This window comes from Streptomyces sp. GESEQ-4 (assembly GCF_017948455.1).
GTDB lineage: Bacteria > Actinomycetota > Actinomycetes > Streptomycetales > Streptomycetaceae > Streptomyces.
In genome coordinates, this window is the sequence record NZ_JAFFSU010000047.1 from 1 (window position 1) to 17,486 (window position 17,486).

Here is a 17,486-nt window from a genome sequence, read left to right on the forward strand (position 1 = left end):
GGGTGTGGCTCTCTTCCAGGGAAGTCCTGAGCTGGGAGAACGCTGGTTGACGGTGTGGGCGGGGTAGGCGTCCTTCTACTGTGGCGGGTGCGAGGCCCCGGGCGTTTTGCCGCCCGGGGCCTCGGGTGCTTCCCGCTCATCGGTCTCGCGGTGTTTGTGTCAGCCCTGCCAGACCCACATGGAACTGATTCGGTCATTCGCCGACCACGGGATGTTGTCCCCGGTGCAACGGCCGCAGTAGTAGATGTTGTTGCCGTAGTTGCTGTTGTCGTAGCCGGTGATGCTGTTGCAGGTGCCGAACAGCTTGTAGGAGCTGATGCGGTCGTTCCAGTCGTCGCCGACGTATGCGAAGCCGTAGCCTGAGGCGTCGCATCCGCCGCTGCTGCCCCTGATCTGGGTGCTGGCACCGCCCTCGTTGGCGTCCGCGTACCACGTCATGAGGAGCGTGCTCTGGATGGTCGAGGGCTGAGCCTTCGCTGATGCCGCCCCCGTGGTGCAGGTGCGTGACAGGATCCGGGACGAGGTCTGCCCCGGCTGGAGTTCGTCCAAGACGATGACGCAGTTCTGGGTCGTCTGGGTGTCCGCTGCGGTGGCTGCGGATGAGTAGGTGCCCGTCAGGGCCAGCACGGTGGCCGTGACGGCCGTGGCTGCGGCGATACGCCCGCGGTGCAGTCGTCGGGACATGGTTTCCCCCATTTCGGCCGGGCACGGGTGGCCTCAGCTCGTGGCGCACGCTATATATGGCGGGCACACGTCAGCAATCGTTTCGAGTGGGGTCGAAAGGTCCCTGCTCAGGTGCCTGCTCCCTGTCGGGTTTGGGTGCGGCTTTCTCTGAGTGAGTTCCCGTGTCAGGCTTGAAGTGCGTAGATGTGCTGGTCGGGTAGGGGATGGAGCCGTTCGTGCTCTTGCCGCGCGTGGAAGATCCAGTAGTCGGGGAAGTCGCCGTTGCTGATGACGGTGCGGAGGGTGAGGACGGCTTCGGCGCCGGGGACGGTCCACCTGCTGCCGGTGATGTCGAGTCTGTCGGCGACCAGATGGCGTGCTGCTCCTTCGACGGCGCCGCTGGCGATCGGCCAGCCCGCTGCCAGGGCTTGGCCGTAGTGGACGAAGTCGGCGTTGTTCTCAAGGTATCGGCACGCTTTGTCAGCGGCGGCGCGCTGGTCGTCGCTGAGGTGGCGGTCGGCTTCGGTGCGGATGTCACGGGCGGCGCCGGGGGCGTCGCCGGCCAGGATCCGGGCGGCCTTGATGCCGACCCAGTCCTCGGCCGCGGGATCGGTGGCGGTGTGGAAACACCTGGCGGCCGCCCATAGCTTCTCGATCACGTGGACGATGTCGAGGACGATGTGGATCGTGACGCCGCGCCGGGCGGCCTCGGTCTGGATCAGCTCCCGCTGGTGGGTGGCGCCGTCAATCAGTACTACCCAGTTCCGGTGGTGTTCTGGGTCGCGGGCTTCGGCCTGGTCGAACGCGGCGGCGATGACCGTTTCGGCGTCCTCGCGCACGGAAGCGGTGAGCCATTTCGCCCGCGCGACAGGTCCTTTGCGGACGGTGCGGTGTCCGTTCGTGGTCAACGCAGGGACTCGCGCCATGACGCGCGTCCCAGAAGTCATTCCTTCACCGTCACGTTCCGGTGGTCGGTCTTCCCTCTTGCCCGCCCCCGTCCCTTTCCGACGCGGATTTCGGTGTCTCCTCGTACGTCTCCCATTCCTTATCCGTGAGGGCGAGGAGCTGGTCGGCGAAGCTGTGCGGCGGGAGTGGGCCGTGGTCGCCGGTCACCTTCAGGGCGGAGACCGCTGTGATGTGGCCGATGCGCAGGGCACGGTCCACGGGTTCACCGCGCAGCAGGCCGGCAAGAAAGCCTGCCGCGAAGGCGTCGCCCGCGCCTACGGGCTCCACCACGGCGACCCGCAGGGCCGGGACCGTTACGGCGCCGGAGTCGGTGAACGCCGTGGCCACGCGGGAGCCGTCCTTGACGACGACGATCCGCGGTCCGGGCAGTAGTTCGCGCACGGTGGCGGCGGTCAGGTCGGCACCCCACAGGTCCTGGGCCTCATCCAGTCCGACGAGGACGATGTCGGCGCGCCCGGCGAGGTCGCGCAGCACATCCGGGGCGGTGCCCTTGGGCCAGAGCGGGGCGCGGTGGTTGACGTCGAAGCTGATCGCGTACCGGCGTTGGGCGGCAGGGACGGCGAGGGCGCGGGTGACCAGCTCGCGGCAGGACGCGGACAGAGCCGGTGTGATGCCGGTGAAGTGCACGAGGGCGGCCGTGCGCACCGCCTCGTGGTCGAGCAGGTCGGGGCCCAGAGCGGACGCGGCCGAGCCCTTGCGGTAGTAGTGAACGCGGGTGCCGGTGGGCGCCGGGTTTTTCAGCATCAGGCCCGTCGGCCGGTCGGGGTCGGTGCGCACGTGGGCGACGTCCACCCCGGAGGCGGCAACGACGGCGCGCACCCGGCCGCCCAGCGGGTCGTCCCCCAGTGCCGAGAGCCAGGTCGCCGGGACGCCATGGTCCGCGAGGTACATCGCCACGTTGGACTCGGCTCCCGCCACCGACAGCCGCAGATGGCCGGCGTCGGCCAGCGGCCCGGGCGGGTCGGGGACGAGGGCAGCCATGGTCTCGCCGACGCAGACCACGCGTCCTCGTGCCGGGCGCCAGGTGTCTGTCACGCGAGGTCTCCCGCCGCCGGTGCGGAGGGGGCGAGCCGGAAGGCGGGTGTGGGCGTGCCGGGCACATCGACGGGCACCGTGAAGACCGCGCCATCGTACGGTCCGGGCGCGTCGAGGCCCACCGTGGCGGTGGTGACGTGCAGCAACGTGCCTTGGAGGCAGACGCCTGCGGGCTGTCCGGCGGGGAGGCGGACGACCCGGTCGAGGGTGCCGTCCGGCAGGTACCGGCGGACCGTGCCGGTGCCCCAGACGGCGCACCACAGGGAGCCCTCGGCGTCGACGGTCATGCCGTCCGGGCCGCCCTCGTCCACGGTGAGGAAGTCGTCGGGGGTGCCGACGCGGCCGGTGCCGGGGTCGACCGGGTAGCGGCGGACGATCGCGTGGGCGCTGTCGGCCAGGTACATGGTGCGGCCGTCGGCGGTGAAGGCGGGGCCGTTGGGGATGGTCAGGCCCTCGACAGCGGGGGTGACGGTGCCGTCGTGGTCGACGAGGTAGAGGGTGCCGGCGCCTTCGGTGTTGTCGTAGGCCATGCTGCCCGCCCAGAAGCGGCCCGAGGGGTCCGCGACCCCGTCGTTCATGCGCATCTCCGGTCCGGGGCGGTCCTCGGGTGTGGCGAGCCAGGTGGGTGCGCTGTCGGGGCCGAGGAGGCAGACACCGGTGCCGGCGGCGGCGATCCAGGTGCCGGGGCGGCCGGCGACGGGCGCCACCGCGCCCAGCGGGACAGGGAGTCGGAGTATCTCGATCAGCGGGCGGTGGGAGTCGTCGGGGGTGGTGAGCAGGCGTCCCTGGAGAATGTCCACCAGGACGATGCCGTCGCCGGTCCAGCGGATGCCCTCGCCGAGTTCGAGGCGGTCGGGGCGGGTGGGCAGGGGCTGATGCTCGGTCATGCGGTGGCCTCCTGGGCGGCGGCGCGGAAGGCGCGGGCGCGCTCGCGCAGGGCGGTCAGGCTGCCGCCGTCGGCGGCATCGGCGACGAGCGGGGAGCCGACGCCGACGGCGGTGGCACCGGCGGCGAGGTAGGCGCGGGCGGCTTTGAGGTCCACGCCGCCGACGGGCACGAACGCGGCGTCGGGGAAGGGGGCGCGCAGGGACTTGAGGTAGGCCGGTCCCCCGGCGTCGGCGGCCGGGAACAGCTTGAGTGCGTCGGCGCCCTGGGCGCGGGCGGCGATGATCTCGGTGGGGGTCATGACGCCTGCGAGGACCGGCAGGCCGAGGTCGCGTGCGGTGTCGGCACCCGCGCCGAGGCCGGGGGTGACGGCGAAGGCGGCACCGGCATCCCGCGCGGCGCGCGCGTCGTCGGCGGTCAGGACGGTGCCGGCGCCGATCGGCCGGTCCGGCCCGAGTTCCGCGGCGGTCCGTGCGATCACGCCGAGCGCGTCGGCGCCGCTGAGGGACACCTCGATCAGGTCGATGCCCTCCTCGGCGAGCGCCAGTACGGTGCGCAGGGCGGCGTCCCGGTCGCCTCCGCGCACGATGACGAGGAGGCGGCGGTCGGCCAGGGCGGCTCGTAGGTCCACGGACTGGGGCTCCTTCGCTGTCGGTTCGGTGCTGCGGGGCGTCTCCCGGCGGGTGCGCCCGGTGTCGCTCGGCAGGGCGGCGGTCGAGGGGTCAGGGGCAACCGCAGTCGGCGGTCAGGGTGAGCCGCCAGCGGACCTCGCCGGAGGCAGGGACGCGGGCCGCGTCGTGCGGGCCGGCCTCGGCGAGGTCGAAGGTGCGGCCCAGCATCGGTTCCACCCCGGTGCTGCGGTAGGGGTCCTCCTCGGGGAAGCCGCCCAGGTTGCGCCACAGGGCGACGGACACGGGCTGCCCTCCGGCCTCGACGGCGAGGGCGAGCCGGTCGGGTCCGTCATGGACGCAGACCCGGCCGTCCGCAAGAACGGCGCCGACCGCGGTGCCGTCGTCGGGGCCGAACCGGTCCAGGCGCAGTCCGCGCGGTGCGGGCCAGTCACCCTCCACCCAGGGGGCGCCGTCGGCCCAGGGGCCGCCGAGCAGGGGTGCCGCCTCCGGGAAGACGCGGGTGGGTGTGCCTGTACGGGCCCGGAGTTCGGCCCGTTCGGAGAGGTCAAGCAGGGCGTGGGCGGCCCATACGAAGCGGTAGCCGGGGTCGGCGGTGAGCGTGTAGTCGGCTTCGACGCCGTCGGCGGTGGTCCGGACGGTGCGGGCGAGGGTGAACGCGTCGCAGTCAACGCGTTCGGTATCGCCGTCGCGGGTCCAGGGCCGGGACCAGGCGTCGCCGTGGTCGGGGGTGCCGCGCACGGTGGGGACGCATTCCTCCAGGCCGCCCGCGTCCACGAAGGCGTCACCAGGTACGACGCCGTCGCGTGCGGGGTCAGGTCGGTGCCACAGCCATTCGCGGGCGCCGGCGCGCAGCGAGGTCCAGCGTCCACCGTGCGCGGGGTCGGTGGTGAACGCGAGGGACACGCTCACCACTCCGTGAACGAGCCGTCGGCGTGCCGCCACACCGGGTTGCGCCAGGCATGCCCGGTGCGGTCGGCGGCGCGTACGGCGTTCTCGTCCACGGTGATGCCGAGGCCGGGGGCGTCGCCCCGGTGGGCCGATCCGTCGGTGAAGCGGAACGGCTCGGGGTCGACGACGTAGGAGAGCAGGTCGGCGACCTTGTTGTAGTGGATGCCGCGGCTCTGTTCCTGGATGAGGAAGTTGGGCGTGGCGAAGGCCACTTGGAGGCTGGCGGCGAGCGCGATGGGGCCCAGTGGGCAGTGCGGGGCGAGCAGGGCGCCGTAGGTCTCGGCGAGGGAGGCGATGCGGGTGACCTCGGAGATGCCGCCCGCGTGCGAGAGGTCGGGCTGGGCGACGGCGATGCCGGCGTTCAGTACGGGCAGGAACTCGGCGCGGGAGAAGAGGCGTTCGCCGGTGGCGAGCGGGACGGGAGCGGTGGCGACCAGGCCGGGCAGCAGGTGGCTCTGCTCGGGCAGGACGGGTTCCTCCACGAACAGCGGGTGCAGCGGGGCGAGTTCGGCGAGGACACGGCGGGCCGAGGCGGCGCCGAAGCGCCCGTGGAAGTCGACGGCGACGTCCCGGTCGGGGCCGAGTACGTCACGGGCGGCGGCCACGCGGGCGACGACGGCCGCGGTCTCGGCGACGGTGGCGACGGGCGAGGTCGGGCCTGCCGCGTTCATCTTGACGGCGGTGAAGCCCGCCTCGACCTGTTCGGTGATCTGCTCGGTGAGCTGGGCGGGTTCGTCGCCGCCGACCCAGGCGTAGACGCGGACGCGGTCGCGGACCGGACCGCCGAGCAGGGCGTGCACGGGGGCGCCGTAGGTCTTGCCGGCGATGTCCCACAGGGCCTGGTCGAGTCCGGCGACGGCGCTGGAGAGGATCGGGCCGCCGCGGTAGAAGCCGCCTTTGGTGAGGACCTGCCAGTGGTCCTGGATGCGCAGCGGGTCCTGGCCGACGAGGTACTCGGCGAGGACGTCGACGGCGGCCCGGACGACCTCGGCGCGCCCCTCGACGACCGGCTCTCCCCAGCCGACCACGCCGTCGTCCGTCTCGACGCGGCAGAACAGCCAGCGCGGCGGAACGAGGAAGGTCTCGATACGGGTGATCTTCACTGAGGGCGGGGGCCTTCCGTCTCGTCGGCGGTGTCGATCCGGTCCAGATCGCGGCCGGCCTGGTCGAGCAGGGCACGCATGGCGGCCTCGGCGGCCAGCGGGTCACCGTCCCGTACGGCGTCCAGGACGGCGCGGTGGGCAGGGACGGGGTCCTCGCTGTGCGGGGAGCTGTGCACGATCCGGTCGCGGTGAGCGAGGCCGGACTCGATGACCATCTCCATTCGTTCGAGGAGTTCGTTGTGAGTGGCGGCGAGCAACGCACGGTGAAAGGCGAGGTCGGCGTCGACGGCGTGCGCCGGGTCGGGCTCGGCGCGACCCATCGCGGCGAGCGCGTCGTCCAGGGCGACCAGGTCGGCGTCGGTGCGCCGTTCGGCGGCGAGCCGGACCGCGGCGGGCTCGATGATGGCACGGACCTCGGCGAGGTTGCGCAGCAGGAGCCGGTCGGTCTCGCCCGTGCTGCCGCCCTCGAACTGCCAGCGCAGCACGTCGGCGTCCAGCAGTTTCCAGTCGGCGCGGGGACGTACGAAGGTGCCGCGTTTCTGGCGAGCGTCGACCATGCCCTTGGCGGCGAGAACCTTCAACGACTCGCGCAGGGCGGTGAGGCTGACGTCGAGTTCGCTCTGCAGCGCCACGAGGTCGAGTGTGGCCCCTTCTGGGATCTCACCGCCCAGGATGCGGCGCGCCAGTGCCTCCACGGTCTGGCCGTGGACACCTCGGCGGGCGTAGGGCGTCATGTCGTAGACCCTTTCTTGGTTCGCGGGCGGTCGGCGGTGCTCACGCGGAGGACTTGACGACGCTCCAGCCGCCGTCCACAAGGAGGTGGGACCCGGTGATGTAGCCGGCCTCGTCGGCGCTGAGGAAGGCGATGGCAGCGGCCACCTCCTCGGGGGTGCCGAAACGGCCGGCGGCGGTCTCGGCGACGCTGCGTGCGCGGTCGGCCTCGGAGACCCGGTCCCAGGCGGCAGTCATGATCGGTCCGGGCAGGACGGCGTTGACTCGGACCTCGGGGCCGTACTCGACGGCGAGTTGCCCGCACAGGGAGAGCAGCGCGCCCTTGGCGGCTGCGTAGGCGGGGTGACCGGGGATGCCCTTGAGGGCGTGAACGGACGAGGTCAGCACGACGGCACCCCGACGCTCACGCAGGTCGGGCAGCACGGCGCGAAAGCCGAAGAACCCGCCGGTGAGGTTCACGGCGAGCTGCCGCTGCCAGGACTCGGGCGTCATCTCGTGGGCGGGGCGGACATCAACGGTGTAGGCGTTGGAGACCAGGACGTCGACCGAACCGAAGGCGTGGGCCGCGTCGACGACGCGCGTCCAGTCGTGCTCACTGGAGACGTCGGCGTGGACGTAGGCGGCCCGACCGCCGTCCTTGGTGATGCGTTCGGCCACGGCCTCACCCCGCTCGTCCGCGATGTCGGCGAGCACGACGGCGGCTCCCTCCTGCGCGAGGCGTTCGGCGGTGGCCGCTCCGATGCCGGAGGCCGCTCCGGTCACCACGGCTGTGCGGCCGGTGAAGCGCGCACCGTACCTTCGTGCGGGCTGGTACATCGTGGGGTTCGGCTCCTTCGTGGGTGGTGGGGACGCTTCGACCGGGCCGGCGCGTGCCTAGCTGCGGGTCAGTATGACGAGCCGGGCATCGTGGCCTACGGTCCAGGCGAACGGCAGACCGTAGTGCAGCAGGTGGGCGCCGCTGTAGTGGATGCCGGTCTCCTCGTCCCGGTAGGCGGCGGCCGGGTCGAGTCCGCGCAGCCGGAGCCGGGCGGGGCGGCCGGGGACGAGCGGGGCGCCATCGAGGACGCCGGTGCTGAACGCGGCGACGACGGTGCGCGGGCCGTCGATCTCGGTGTACTGGACGCCGCAGGTCGGGTCCTCGGGGGTGCCGAGCAGGCGGGCTTCACCGTGGTGGACGACGTCCCGGATCTCCTTGTAGCGGGCGATCCAGCGGGCGGCCTCGGCGCGCTGTTCCGAGTCCCAGGAGCGCAGGTCGGCGCCGATGCCGAGGACGCCGCACATCGCCAGCACGAACCGGAAGGCGAGGGAGCGGGGTCGGGGGTCGAACACACCGGGCGAGTCGGTGACCCAGGAGCTCATCACGTGCGGGGCATGCGCGTGCAGGAAGCCGTACTGGATGGTGAGCCGGTCCAGGGGGGCGGTGTTGTCGCTGGGCCAGACCACGTCGGTGCGGGCCAGGGTGGCGTGCTCGATGCGTCCGCCGCCGCCGGCGCAGCCCTCGACGGTGACATGCGGGTGGGCTGTGCGCAGGTGGTCCAGGACTCGGAGATAGCCGGTGACGTGTCCAGCGTCCAGGTCGAGCCGGTCGGCGGGTCCGACGCCGGGTCGGCCGCGCTCGGTGGGCGGCCGGTTCATGTCCCACTTGACGTACTCGATGGGGTACTCGGTGAGCAGCCGGTCGAAGGTGCCGATCACGAAGTCCTGCACGTCAGTGCGGCCGAGGTCGAGCAGAAGCTGGTTGCGGACCAGGCGGGCGGGGCGGTCCTCGACACGATAGACCCAGTCGGGGTGTTCGGCGTGCATGCGGCTGTTCGGGCTGATGGCCTCCGGTTCGACCCACAGTCCGAAGCCGAGGCCGAGGGCGCGCACCTCCTCCACGAACCGGCCGAAGCCCTGCGGGAACTGCGCCGGGTCGGGGTACCAGTCACCGAGACCGCCGGTGTCGTCGGCGCGGCCGGTGAACCAGCCGTCGTCCACGACGAACAGTTCGGCGCCGATCTCGGCGGCCACCTTGGCGAGTTCGAGCTGATCGGCCGCGTCGACGTCGAAGCCGGTGGCCTCCCAGGAGTTGTAGAGGACCTTGCGGGTGCGGTCCAGGCGGTCGCCGCCGAGGTGCCGCTCGTAGCGGTGCCAGACGCGAGCGAGGCCGTCGAGCCCCTCGGGGCTGAACGCGCAGGCCAGACGCGGGGTGGTGAGGGTCTGGCCGCGCTGGAGGACGACGGCGCCCTCGTGCGGGACACGGCCGGCGCGGACGCGGACGGCGCCGCCCGGTTCGGCCTCGGCGGTGATGTGCCAGTTGCCGGGCCACTCCAGAGCGATGCCGTAGGTCGGGGCGGTGCCGTCGTCGGGCAGGGCCGCGTCCTGGACGGCGAGCCAGGGGGCGTAGGCGTGGCCGGGGACGCCCTGGGTGCTGCCCATGGTGAACGTGCCGTGCCTGAGGTGGAGTTGCGTGTGCGTGAACTCCTGCGACCACTGTCCGGTGAGGTAGGTGAGCCGGGCGCCGTCGGCGACGGGCACGGTGACGGCGCCCGAGTCGAGGCGTTCCAGGCGGAGTTCGCCGTCGCCGGTGCAGGTCAGCTCGGTCCAGCGCAGAACGACGTCGGTGCCGGGCACGGTGGTGTAGCACAGAGTGGTGCGCAGTCCGGCGACGTCGTCGATGAACGCCAGGCGCAAGCCGTCCGTGTCCTGTTCGGCCCCGGCGAACCCCCACCACACGCCGCGCTGGTCCCCGGAGTGCCCGACGACGAGGTCGGCGCCGGTGAAGGGACGCTGGCCCTGCGGCAGGTACTCGGCGGGGGCGGCGTCGGCCAGGGTGATGAAGTGGGTGCGCCGGGACCAGTCGAGGGCGGACGGGCCGTCCTCCGCGCCCAAGGGGCCCCAGGCGTCGAGTTCCGCCCAGGGGCCGTCCGGGGAAAGCCGCACCGTGTAGCTGGTGTGCTCCGTGCAGAGGGTCCAGCGTTCGTAGGAGGTCACTTCACCGCTCCGAGGTTGAGGCCGGCCACGAAATGGCGCTGGAACCGCAGGAATACGGCCACAGTGGGGGCGGCGGCGATGACGGATCCGGCCGCGATCACGTTCCACATGGAGACGTACTGCCCCTGCAGGCCGATCAGGGCGGCCGTGATGGGCATCTTCGTGTCGCTGCGCAGGACGGTGATGGCCCAGAGCAGGTCGTTGAAGATCCAGGTGAAGGCGAGCGCGCCGAGGGCGGCGAGCGCGGGGCGGGTGAGCGGGAGGATGATCCGCCAGAAGATCTGCCAGGGGCCGGCGCCGTCGACGACGGCGGCCTGCTGGATCTCGTTGGGGATGGCCCCCATGAAACCGTGCAGGACGAAGACGTAGAAGCCGACGCCGAAGCCGATCTGCACGCCGATGAGGGCAGGCAGGGTGTCGTAGATGCCCATGATCTCGCTGAGCTTGGACACCGGGATCAGCAGGATCTGCGGGGGCAGCAGGTTGCCGGCGAGCATGAGCAGCAGCAGCGTGCGGCGCAGCGGCATCTCGTAGCGGCTGAGGGCGAACGCGGCCATGGCGGCGAGTGCGAGGGTGATCAGCACGCAGGGGACGGTGACGATCAGGCTGTTGATGAGGGCGCGCTGCTGGCCGCCGTCGACCCAGGCCTGACGGAAGTTGCCGAGGGTGAAGGAGTGCGGGAGGCTACCGAGCCCGTTGGCGGCGATGTCGTCGAACGAGCGCAGGCTGGTGACGAGGACCAGGACGATGGGCAGCAGCCAGAGCACGGCCAGCAGTCCGGAGCCGAGGTGGAATCCGACGGTCGCGGCCCGCCTGCGCTTCAGGGCGGTCGAGTTGGCGGACATCAGTCGGCCTCCCGGAACGCGCGGACGAGGTAGGAGCAGATGACGCCGAAGGCCAGCGCGAAGATGACAACAGCGAGTGCGGAGCCGTAGCCGAGTCGCAGGGACTGGAAGGCTGTGGAGTACATGTAGGTGCTCAGCAGTTCGGACGAGTGGTAGGGGCCGCCTCGAGTGAGCGACCAGACGACGTCGAAGGAGCGCAGCGAGTCGATGATGATGACGGACAGCACGACGGCGTTGACGCTGCGGAGCTGCGGAAGCGTCACGTGCCGGAAGCGCTGCCGGCGTCCGGCGCCGTCCATCTTGGCCGCCTCGTACAGCGAGGGGTCGATGCCTTTGAGGCCCGCCAGGTAGAGCACCATGACGTAGCCGATCTGGCGCCACAGGGCAGGCACGATCACCGCGTACAGGGCGGTGTCCTGGTCGGCGAGCCAGGCGTGGCGGAGGCTGCCGAGGCCGACGCCCTGGAGGATCTGGTTGAGCACGCCGTCGGGCTGGTAGATCGCCTGCCAGACGAGGGCGGTTGCCACCAGCGAGAAGACGACGGGCAGGAAGAGGGCGGCGCGGTAGAAGCCGACGCCGCGGCGCTCCTGCTGGAGCAGCAGGGCGGCGGCGAGGCCGAGGATCGCGGACAGTCCGCCGAACAGCACCAGCCACAGGACGGTGTCGATCGCGGCGGTCCGGAAGACCTCGTCGTGCACCATCTCCTGGAAATTGCCGAGGCCGACGAAACGGGGCGGGGAGACGCCGTCCCAGGAGGTGAGGGCGAGGTAGAACCCCTGCAGGGCAGGCCAGAACACCCACAGGGCCTCGGCGAGCAGAGGTATGAGGACGAACGCGAGGACGAGCGGCGGGGTACGGCGGACAGGCCCCCGGCCGCGCCCGCCGCTGCGCGGCGCGACGGACGGGGTCTTGCGCGCGGTGGTGGTGAGCACTGCCACCTCAGGCACTCCAGATCTTCTGGGCGTCGCGCTGCCAGGTGGTCAGGATGGAGCCGACGTCCTTGGGCCTCGCGATGAACTTGGTGAGCGCGGTGTCGGCCGTGGGCTGGAGGGCGTCGCTGGAGTCGCGGTTGAAGAACTGCGTGATCTCGGCGGCGGACTGGATGTGTGCGCGCCCCTTCTTCACCAGGGGCGTGTCGGCGTCCTTGGCGTCGGGGTTGCAGGGCAGGACCGTGCCGGAGGAGCCCTTGATGTAGATCTCCTGGGCCTCGGCGGTGGCGAGGTACTTCAGCAGGTCGCCGGCCGGCTTGGCACGTCCGCTGCGGGCACTGGCGAAGTAGCCGTCGGTGGGGGCCTCTTCAGCGAGCGGAACCTTGGGGTCGATGACGGGGAAGCGGAAGAAGTCGATGTCATCCAAGGCGTCCTTGGGCGCGGCGTCGGCGAAGAAGGTGCCGATGAGCATCATGCCGGAGCGGCCGTTGAGCAGCGCGGTGGTGGCGTCCTGGAAGGCGACGGCAGTGCCGTCGGGGTCGAAGTAGGGCAGGGCCTCGGTCCAGCGGTCGAAGACCTTGCGCACCTCGGGGTCGTCGAAGCGGTGCTTGCCGGCGAGCAACTGGCGGTGGTAGTCGGCGCCGTTGATGCGGATGTTCAGGTAGTCGAACCAGGCGGAGGCCACCCAGGGGGTGTTGCCACCGGCGCCGAGGCCGATGGGCGCGACGCCCTTCGACTTGAGCTTGTCGCACAGGTCGAGGAACTCGTCCCAGGTCTTGGGCTCCTTGACGCCCCACTTGGCGAAGTTGGACTTCCGGTAGAACATGCCCCACCAGTAGTAGGTGGAGGGCACGAACACCTTCTTGCCGGAGCTGGAGGTGCACAGCGAGTTCAGCGCCTTGGAGTAGCGCTTGAGGTCGGGCGAGGAGGCCCAGACCTCATCAAGGTCGAGCAGCAGGTTCTTGGCGGCATAGGCGTCGGCGACCGAGCCGGGGTACCACGTGTAGACATCCGGCGGGTTGGCAGACGTGAGGTACGTCGGAAGCTGGGTGCGGAAGGTCTCGGCGGCGACGGTGTTGAGGCTGACGCGCCCGGACCCCTTCTTGCCGTAGGCGGCGGCCAGGTCCTCCATCGCCGCCTTGGCCTGCGGCGCCGAGAGGTTCGACTGGAGGGTCACCGGGCCCTTGGAGGAGGACTTGGCATCGGAGGTGGAGGTGACGCAGCCGCTGAGCAGAGCCGCCGTCCCGGAGGCACCGAGTCCGGCGAGGAAACGCCGACGGTTCGTCTGAAGGTTCGTCATGAAGGGCTCCCTGGGGATTCACGCGACGGGGCCGTGCGGCCAGGGGCCAGGGCAGCCCCATCGCGGCGAATCAAGGTTCGCGTGGCACTCACACCACGTCAAGATTAATTACTAATTTATTGGAACTTGGTGCGATGGACCGTGCCGTCGACTCCGCGGTAGACCGCGTCGACCGTGCCGTCCGGACCCGCTACGGCACCGAGGGAGCCGTCGAACGCGGCGCTCGGGAACTCCTCGCGCTTGCTCCAGCCCTGCCAGGAACCTGAGTTGTACCGCTGCTGCCAGAGCGTGTAGTCACCGGCGCGGACATAGAGGAGCACGCTGTCGCCGGAGGCGACGAGGGTCGGGCTGCCACTGACCGTGCCGCCAACGGAGGTCCAATCGGACCACTCGCCGTTCGCGGTACGGCTGCGGGTCCAGATGTCGTCGGCAGCGGAGCGCACGGCGACGTGGACGCGGCCCTCGGAGTCGACAGCCGCCGACGGCCTTCCGTACGCCGGGCGGCCGCCGGGCGTGCCGAGTGAGGTCCAGCCGGTGCTCGCGCCGCGCTGGACGACCTGGCCGTCCGCTCCGGTGGCGAACAGTGTCCAGTGCGCGGGGTCGGTGAAGGCGACGCTCGGGGCGTCGGCCACCTCGCCGCCCAGGCTCTGCCAGCCGCCCCAGCGGCCGCCGGTGTAGGCGCCCCGGTAGACGCGGGAGTCGGCACCGCGCACGAAGACGTCGATCCGGCCGCCGGCCGAGGCGTACGCAGCGGGCTGGCCGAGGATGCCGCCGCGGACCGGACCGCCCAGGTCACGGACGTGGTTGCCCTTGCCATCGGAGGTCTGCTGGAGCAGGGTGCCGCGCGGGCCGCGCACGAAGGTGCTGAGCGCCGAGCCGGTGCGGACGACGGCCGGACTCGCGGTGGCTGGCAGGCCGAGCTTCTCGCCAGGCAGCGCGTCCTCGCCAGTGAGCCGGAGGAAGGCGGTGCCGTGCGCGGGAACAGTGACGGTGTACGACCCTTCGTGCGTGCCCCGGTCTGCGCGGGCCCTCAGGTCGCGGACCTTCACCCGGCCGCCAAGGGCGGCGTCGGAGAACTTCACGGTGCGCTCGGCCGCCTGGTCGGAGCGGTTGAGCAGGACGACTGCGCGGCGGCCGTCTCCGGAGAGCACCTTGCTGTAGACGTCGCCGGTCGCGTCGGTGGCCACGCGAACGCCCTGGACGCCAAGGCGGTCCTGGTCGACGGCGATGATCTCCGGGTTGCGCAGGGTGGCGAGCATCGACGGCGACAGCGTCCGCGGGTCGGAGCCGAGGATCAGCGGTGAGCCCATCTCCGCCCACATGACGAGCTGGGTGGTCGACTCCTCCTCGGTCAACTCCAGGGTCCCGTCCGACATGCGGCGCGTCGGGATCAGGTAGTCCGGGTCGTTGTAGTGGCCGGGGCCCTGGGCCTCGGGGTGCCAGGCGTTGGCGTCCATGTTGCGCAGAACGTTGGGCCACTGGCCTGGGCTCGGGGTGCCCCAGGCGATGTCGGTGCCGGTGCGCCAGGAGTCTGCGATGGTCGGCGCGTAGGCGTAGGTGTTGTGCGCGTCCTGCTCCGGGGTGTGCGGCAGGCCCCAGTCGTCGGTGAGCGGGTTGCACAGGTTCAGGAGCATCTTGCGGCCGGACTTGGCGACCGCGTCGCTGAACTCCTTGAACGCGGGCCCCGGATCGAGCTTCGCGCCGATCCCACACAGGAAGTCCACCTTGATGGCGTCGACCTTCCACCCGGCGAACTGCTTGGCGTCCTGCTCATAGTGCCCGCGGCTGCCGAGGCCGCAGCTCTTGCCGCCGTCGTAGGTACCGGCGTCGGTGTAGATGCCGGCCCGCAGGCCGCGCTTGTGCAGGTAGTTCACCAGGGACGGGATGCCGGAGGGGAACCGCTCGGGGTTCGCCACCAGACGGCCCTGATCGTCGCGCGGATTGTCGGCCTGCCAGCCGCCGTCCAGCCACACGATGTCGTAGCCGCTGTCCCGCAGACCGCTGCTGACCAGCTTGTCCGCAACCGAGCGCACCTCCTTCTCGGTGGGCGCGCCGAGGCCGTAGTAGGTGTTCCAGCCCATGTAGGGCGTGGCTGCGAGTCCACTGTCGTAGTAGTCGGGTGCACCCTGGTCCACGGCCGGGGCGGCGTGGGCGGACGGGGTCACGGTGGCGGCCAGAGCCACCGCGGTTGCCGCAGCGAGCGTGGTCCGGGCGAACCGGACGTGTCGGTAGTCGCGTATGGGCGGGCGTGAAGTCACGTGCCTCTCCCAGAGGTTGGGAAGCGGGATGTGTGACGCGGGCCGCGTTGACGCAGAGGCCTGCGGCGTCACGGCGACGACTGTGACGCCCGGCCGAAACCGTGTCAATATTTATTCCTAATTTAATAGAAACAACGCCGAAGGGCGCCCGGCATCTTGACAGTCCGGCCATGCAGCGGCAGTGTTCGGCAACGTTGTCATCCATCCTGATCGACTGGCCTCGCCATTCCCTGATCAGGGCCTTGCTCAGGCGCCGCCATCGGGTGCCGCGAGCGCGCCGTCGTTCCCTCAGGCGGGCGGCGAGGATGCGGAGGGCAGAGCCGGACACGTCGACGCCGGACGGGTAGACAAGCATGCGAAGCCTCTGGTGGAGACGGTTCTCTTGGTCGAAAACCCATCTACCAGGGGCTTCATCCGTTTGTCAGGCCAACTTCCCAGCCAACGCAAGAGGTTGGAAAGAGCTCATTCTCATGAGGCTTCTCTCCTTCAAGGGAGCCCTTTCTTTCTCGTGTGTACGGGCGTGCAGAGGGCTCACCACAGTGCGAGGTCTCCCCTCCGCTGCTTTCCTGGCGATCTCGCGTGCATCTGCGTCACGACTGGGCCAAGGACCACGAGGTGACCATGGACGGGCCGCGGCCTCGATGGATCCCCGCCGTTGCCTTTGCAAGAGTCGAACGCTTGCTGCGGCCGAACCTGCCGACTGGAACAGGACGTGCCGGTCGCGACGCGTGACGCCCGCTTTGGGCGTTCGCTGGCACGGCAGACGGTGCCCTGACTTCCCAGGACCCTCAGAGCCCGGCATTCGCGCCGTGTCGTACATGCCGTTCACCGCACCACTGCTGTCGTGCCGTACGGTCGGCGCCCGCCAGAACATCACCCCATGACCGGGTACGGCAGGGCGCGACCGGAAACGGGCGGACCCGCGCAGAACGCCACCCGGATCGGTCCGGGTGGCGCTTGCGACCAGCGCACCTACGGCCGCTCGGCGTGGATCAGCGGGCGTAGCCGCCGTCGGCCATGATGGTCTGGCCAGTCACGAAGGCAGCGTCATCGCTGGTGAGGAAGGCAATGGTGCCGGTCAAGTCTTCCGGCAGCCCGTTGCGCTTGATGGCCTGGGACTGTTGCGGCCGCCGTGAGGGCTTCCTGCGGGTGGGCATTCAGGACGCCGGGTGTGATGGTCAAGGTCGGGCCGACCGCGTTGACGGTGATACCGAACGGGGCGAGGTCGTTGGCCAGTCCGCGGCTGAAGCCGATGTTGCCCATCTTGCTCGCCATGTAGTGGGACAGGCCGGGCGCGTTGGTGACGATTGAGTTGGACGTCAGGTTGACGATGCGGCCCCAGCCGCTCTCCTTCATGGTCGGTAGCAGGGCCTTGACCATGAGGAACTGCTCCTTTGTTGCGAACTTCCGGTCCCGTGCCTCGCGGCATGGGGCCCGGGACTTCTTTTCCGGGCCCCCGCACGGGTGAGCGTCACGCCGCGCGGCCGGCCTTGAGGGTCCTGGCGACGTTGGCGATTCGCTTGCCCTGGTAGGCGCCAGAGGCGCGGGCCGTGCTGTCGACGGGGATCTCTCCCTGGGCACCCGTCACGTGCGAGGTTCCGTAGGGGTTGCCGTCGGTGAACTTGACGGGGTCGGTGAAGCCGGGGGGCACCACGAATCCGCCGAAGTGGTAGATGGAGTTGTAGAGGGCGAGCAGGGTGGACTCCTGGCCGCCGTGCAGCTGGGACGTGGCGGTGAAGCCGCTGTACACCTTGTCCGCCAAAAGACCCTGGCCCCACAGGCCGCCGAGGGTGTCCAGGAACTGCTTGAGCTGGCTGGCGACGTTGCCGAAGCGGGTGGGCGTGCCGAAGATGACGGCGTCGGCCCACGCGATGTCGTCCGGCGTGGCCACCGGTATGTGCTCGGTCGCCGCGGCGTGGTCGGCCCACGACTTGACGTTGGCGATCACTTCCTTGGGCGCGAGCTCGGCGACGCGCAGCAGACGCACGTCGGCCCCCGCCTCCGATGCACCGGTGGCGATGGTCTCCGCCAGCTGGTGAACGGTGCCGGTGGAGGAGTAATAGATGACGGCGATATTAGGCGTATTGGACATGATTCGGTGCCTTCAAGTTCGAGACGCCGAGCCAGGAGCTCGGCGAGGGGGCAATAGAGGTGGGGCCACAGCGGGGCCCTGCCCGGTATGCCGGGGGATACGACCGACCGGCATACCGGGGGCAC

17 protein-coding genes and 1 pseudogene are annotated in these 17,486 nt (G+C 70.8%); all 18 read right to left on the bottom strand.

What is annotated here, in order from left to right; genetic code table 11:
* Positions 1-159: 159 nt before the first annotated feature.
* The 18 genes and pseudogenes from KCH48_RS40925 to wrbA all read right to left on the bottom strand — a co-directional run bounded on the left by KCH48_RS40925 (position 160) and on the right by wrbA (position 17,361).
* Positions 160-684, bottom strand: a complete 525-nt coding sequence (locus tag KCH48_RS40925; RefSeq protein WP_210582725.1) for a hypothetical protein — start codon at positions 682-684, stop codon at positions 160-162.
* A gap of 164 nt (positions 685-848) precedes the next feature.
* Positions 849-1,589: a hypothetical protein gene (locus KCH48_RS40930; RefSeq protein ID WP_210582726.1), complete on the bottom strand. Its 741-nt coding sequence runs from the start codon at positions 1,587-1,589 to the stop codon at positions 849-851.
* A gap of 31 nt (positions 1,590-1,620) precedes the next feature.
* On the bottom strand, positions 1,621-2,664 hold the full coding sequence (locus tag KCH48_RS40935) for a sugar kinase (protein ID WP_210582727.1): 1,044 nt from the start codon (positions 2,662-2,664) through the stop codon (positions 1,621-1,623).
* The gene (locus KCH48_RS40940; RefSeq protein ID WP_210582728.1) at positions 2,661-3,551 is read right to left on the bottom strand and encodes an SMP-30/gluconolactonase/LRE family protein; all 891 of its coding nucleotides are present in this window, start codon (positions 3,549-3,551) and stop codon (positions 2,661-2,663) included. Before KCH48_RS40940 ends, KCH48_RS40935 begins: the two co-directional genes overlap by 4 nt.
* Positions 3,548-4,180 (bottom strand): bifunctional 4-hydroxy-2-oxoglutarate aldolase/2-dehydro-3-deoxy-phosphogluconate aldolase, encoded by a 633-nt coding sequence (locus KCH48_RS40945; RefSeq protein ID WP_210582729.1) that lies wholly within the window; start codon positions 4,178-4,180, stop codon positions 3,548-3,550. Before KCH48_RS40945 ends, KCH48_RS40940 begins: the two co-directional genes overlap by 4 nt.
* A gap of 91 nt (positions 4,181-4,271) precedes the next feature.
* Positions 4,272-5,084, bottom strand: coding sequence for a hypothetical protein (locus KCH48_RS40950; RefSeq protein ID WP_210582730.1), 813 nt, complete (start codon positions 5,082-5,084; stop codon positions 4,272-4,274).
* Between the two features lie 2 nt (positions 5,085-5,086).
* Positions 5,087-6,232 (bottom strand): galactonate dehydratase, encoded by a 1,146-nt coding sequence (dgoD, locus tag KCH48_RS40955; RefSeq protein ID WP_210582731.1) that lies wholly within the window; start codon positions 6,230-6,232, stop codon positions 5,087-5,089.
* Positions 6,229-6,966: a FadR/GntR family transcriptional regulator gene (locus KCH48_RS40960; protein ID WP_210582732.1), complete on the bottom strand. Its 738-nt coding sequence runs from the start codon at positions 6,964-6,966 to the stop codon at positions 6,229-6,231. The genes dgoD and KCH48_RS40960 overlap by 4 nt, the downstream gene beginning before the upstream one ends.
* A 40-nt stretch (positions 6,967-7,006) precedes the next feature.
* Entirely contained in the window at positions 7,007-7,780 is a 774-nt protein-coding gene (locus tag KCH48_RS40965) for an SDR family NAD(P)-dependent oxidoreductase (RefSeq protein WP_210582733.1), read from the bottom strand.
* Between the two features lie 57 nt (positions 7,781-7,837).
* Positions 7,838-9,937, bottom strand: a complete 2,100-nt coding sequence (locus KCH48_RS40970) for an alpha-galactosidase (protein WP_210582734.1) — start codon at positions 9,935-9,937, stop codon at positions 7,838-7,840.
* Positions 9,934-10,782: a carbohydrate ABC transporter permease gene (locus KCH48_RS40975; protein WP_210582735.1), complete on the bottom strand. Its 849-nt coding sequence runs from the start codon at positions 10,780-10,782 to the stop codon at positions 9,934-9,936. The genes KCH48_RS40970 and KCH48_RS40975 overlap by 4 nt, the downstream gene beginning before the upstream one ends.
* Entirely contained in the window at positions 10,782-11,720 is a 939-nt protein-coding gene (locus tag KCH48_RS40980) for a carbohydrate ABC transporter permease (RefSeq protein WP_210582744.1), read from the bottom strand. Before KCH48_RS40980 ends, KCH48_RS40975 begins: the two co-directional genes overlap by 1 nt.
* 1 nt (position 11,721) lies before the next feature.
* Positions 11,722-13,011, bottom strand: a complete 1,290-nt coding sequence (locus KCH48_RS40985; RefSeq protein WP_210582736.1) for an ABC transporter substrate-binding protein — start codon at positions 13,009-13,011, stop codon at positions 11,722-11,724.
* A gap of 116 nt (positions 13,012-13,127) precedes the next feature.
* Positions 13,128-15,269 carry a glycoside hydrolase family 27 protein gene (locus KCH48_RS40990; RefSeq protein WP_210582737.1) on the bottom strand — a complete coding sequence of 714 codons (2,142 nt, stop codon included), beginning with the start codon at positions 15,267-15,269 and terminating at the stop codon, positions 13,128-13,130.
* A 244-nt stretch (positions 15,270-15,513) separates the two neighbouring features.
* Positions 15,514-15,624 (bottom strand): annotated as a pseudogene (locus KCH48_RS40995) (IS5/IS1182 family transposase); the annotation flags it as partial.
* A 637-nt stretch (positions 15,625-16,261) separates the two neighbouring features.
* Positions 16,262-16,351 (bottom strand): SDR family oxidoreductase, encoded by a 90-nt coding sequence (locus tag KCH48_RS43560; RefSeq protein ID WP_374104757.1) that lies wholly within the window; start codon positions 16,349-16,351, stop codon positions 16,262-16,264.
* Positions 16,317-16,649 carry an SDR family NAD(P)-dependent oxidoreductase gene (locus KCH48_RS41000; protein ID WP_282615254.1) on the bottom strand — a complete coding sequence of 111 codons (333 nt, stop codon included), beginning with the start codon at positions 16,647-16,649 and terminating at the stop codon, positions 16,317-16,319. Before KCH48_RS41000 ends, KCH48_RS43560 begins: the two co-directional genes overlap by 35 nt.
* A gap of 91 nt (positions 16,650-16,740) precedes the next feature.
* A complete protein-coding gene (gene wrbA / locus KCH48_RS41005; protein WP_210582738.1) occupies positions 16,741-17,361 on the bottom strand; it encodes an NAD(P)H:quinone oxidoreductase in 621 nt (206 codons plus the stop codon).
* Positions 17,362-17,486: the final 125 nt, after the last annotated feature.

Excerpts from the sequence above, each read along its gene's own strand:
- KCH48_RS40925 (WP_210582725.1), bottom strand. The coding sequence starts at position 684 with ATGTCCCGACGACTGCACCGCGGGCGTATCGCCGCAGCCACGGCCGTC.
- KCH48_RS40930 (WP_210582726.1), bottom strand. The coding sequence starts at position 1,589 with ATGGCGCGAGTCCCTGCGTTGACCACGAACGGACACCGCACCGTCCGC.
- KCH48_RS40940 (WP_210582728.1), bottom strand. The coding sequence starts at position 3,551 with ATGACCGAGCATCAGCCCCTGCCCACCCGCCCCGACCGCCTCGAACTC.
- KCH48_RS40960 (WP_210582732.1), bottom strand. The coding sequence starts at position 6,966 with ATGACGCCCTACGCCCGCCGAGGTGTCCACGGCCAGACCGTGGAGGCA.
- KCH48_RS40965 (WP_210582733.1), bottom strand. The coding sequence starts at position 7,780 with ATGTACCAGCCCGCACGAAGGTACGGTGCGCGCTTCACCGGCCGCACA.
- KCH48_RS40975 (WP_210582735.1), bottom strand. The coding sequence starts at position 10,782 with ATGTCCGCCAACTCGACCGCCCTGAAGCGCAGGCGGGCCGCGACCGTC.
- KCH48_RS40985 (WP_210582736.1), bottom strand. The coding sequence starts at position 13,011 with ATGACGAACCTTCAGACGAACCGTCGGCGTTTCCTCGCCGGACTCGGT.
- KCH48_RS41000 (WP_282615254.1), bottom strand. The coding sequence starts at position 16,649 with ATGGTCAAGGCCCTGCTACCGACCATGAAGGAGAGCGGCTGGGGCCGC.
- wrbA (WP_210582738.1), bottom strand. The coding sequence starts at position 17,361 with ATGTCCAATACGCCTAATATCGCCGTCATCTATTACTCCTCCACCGGC.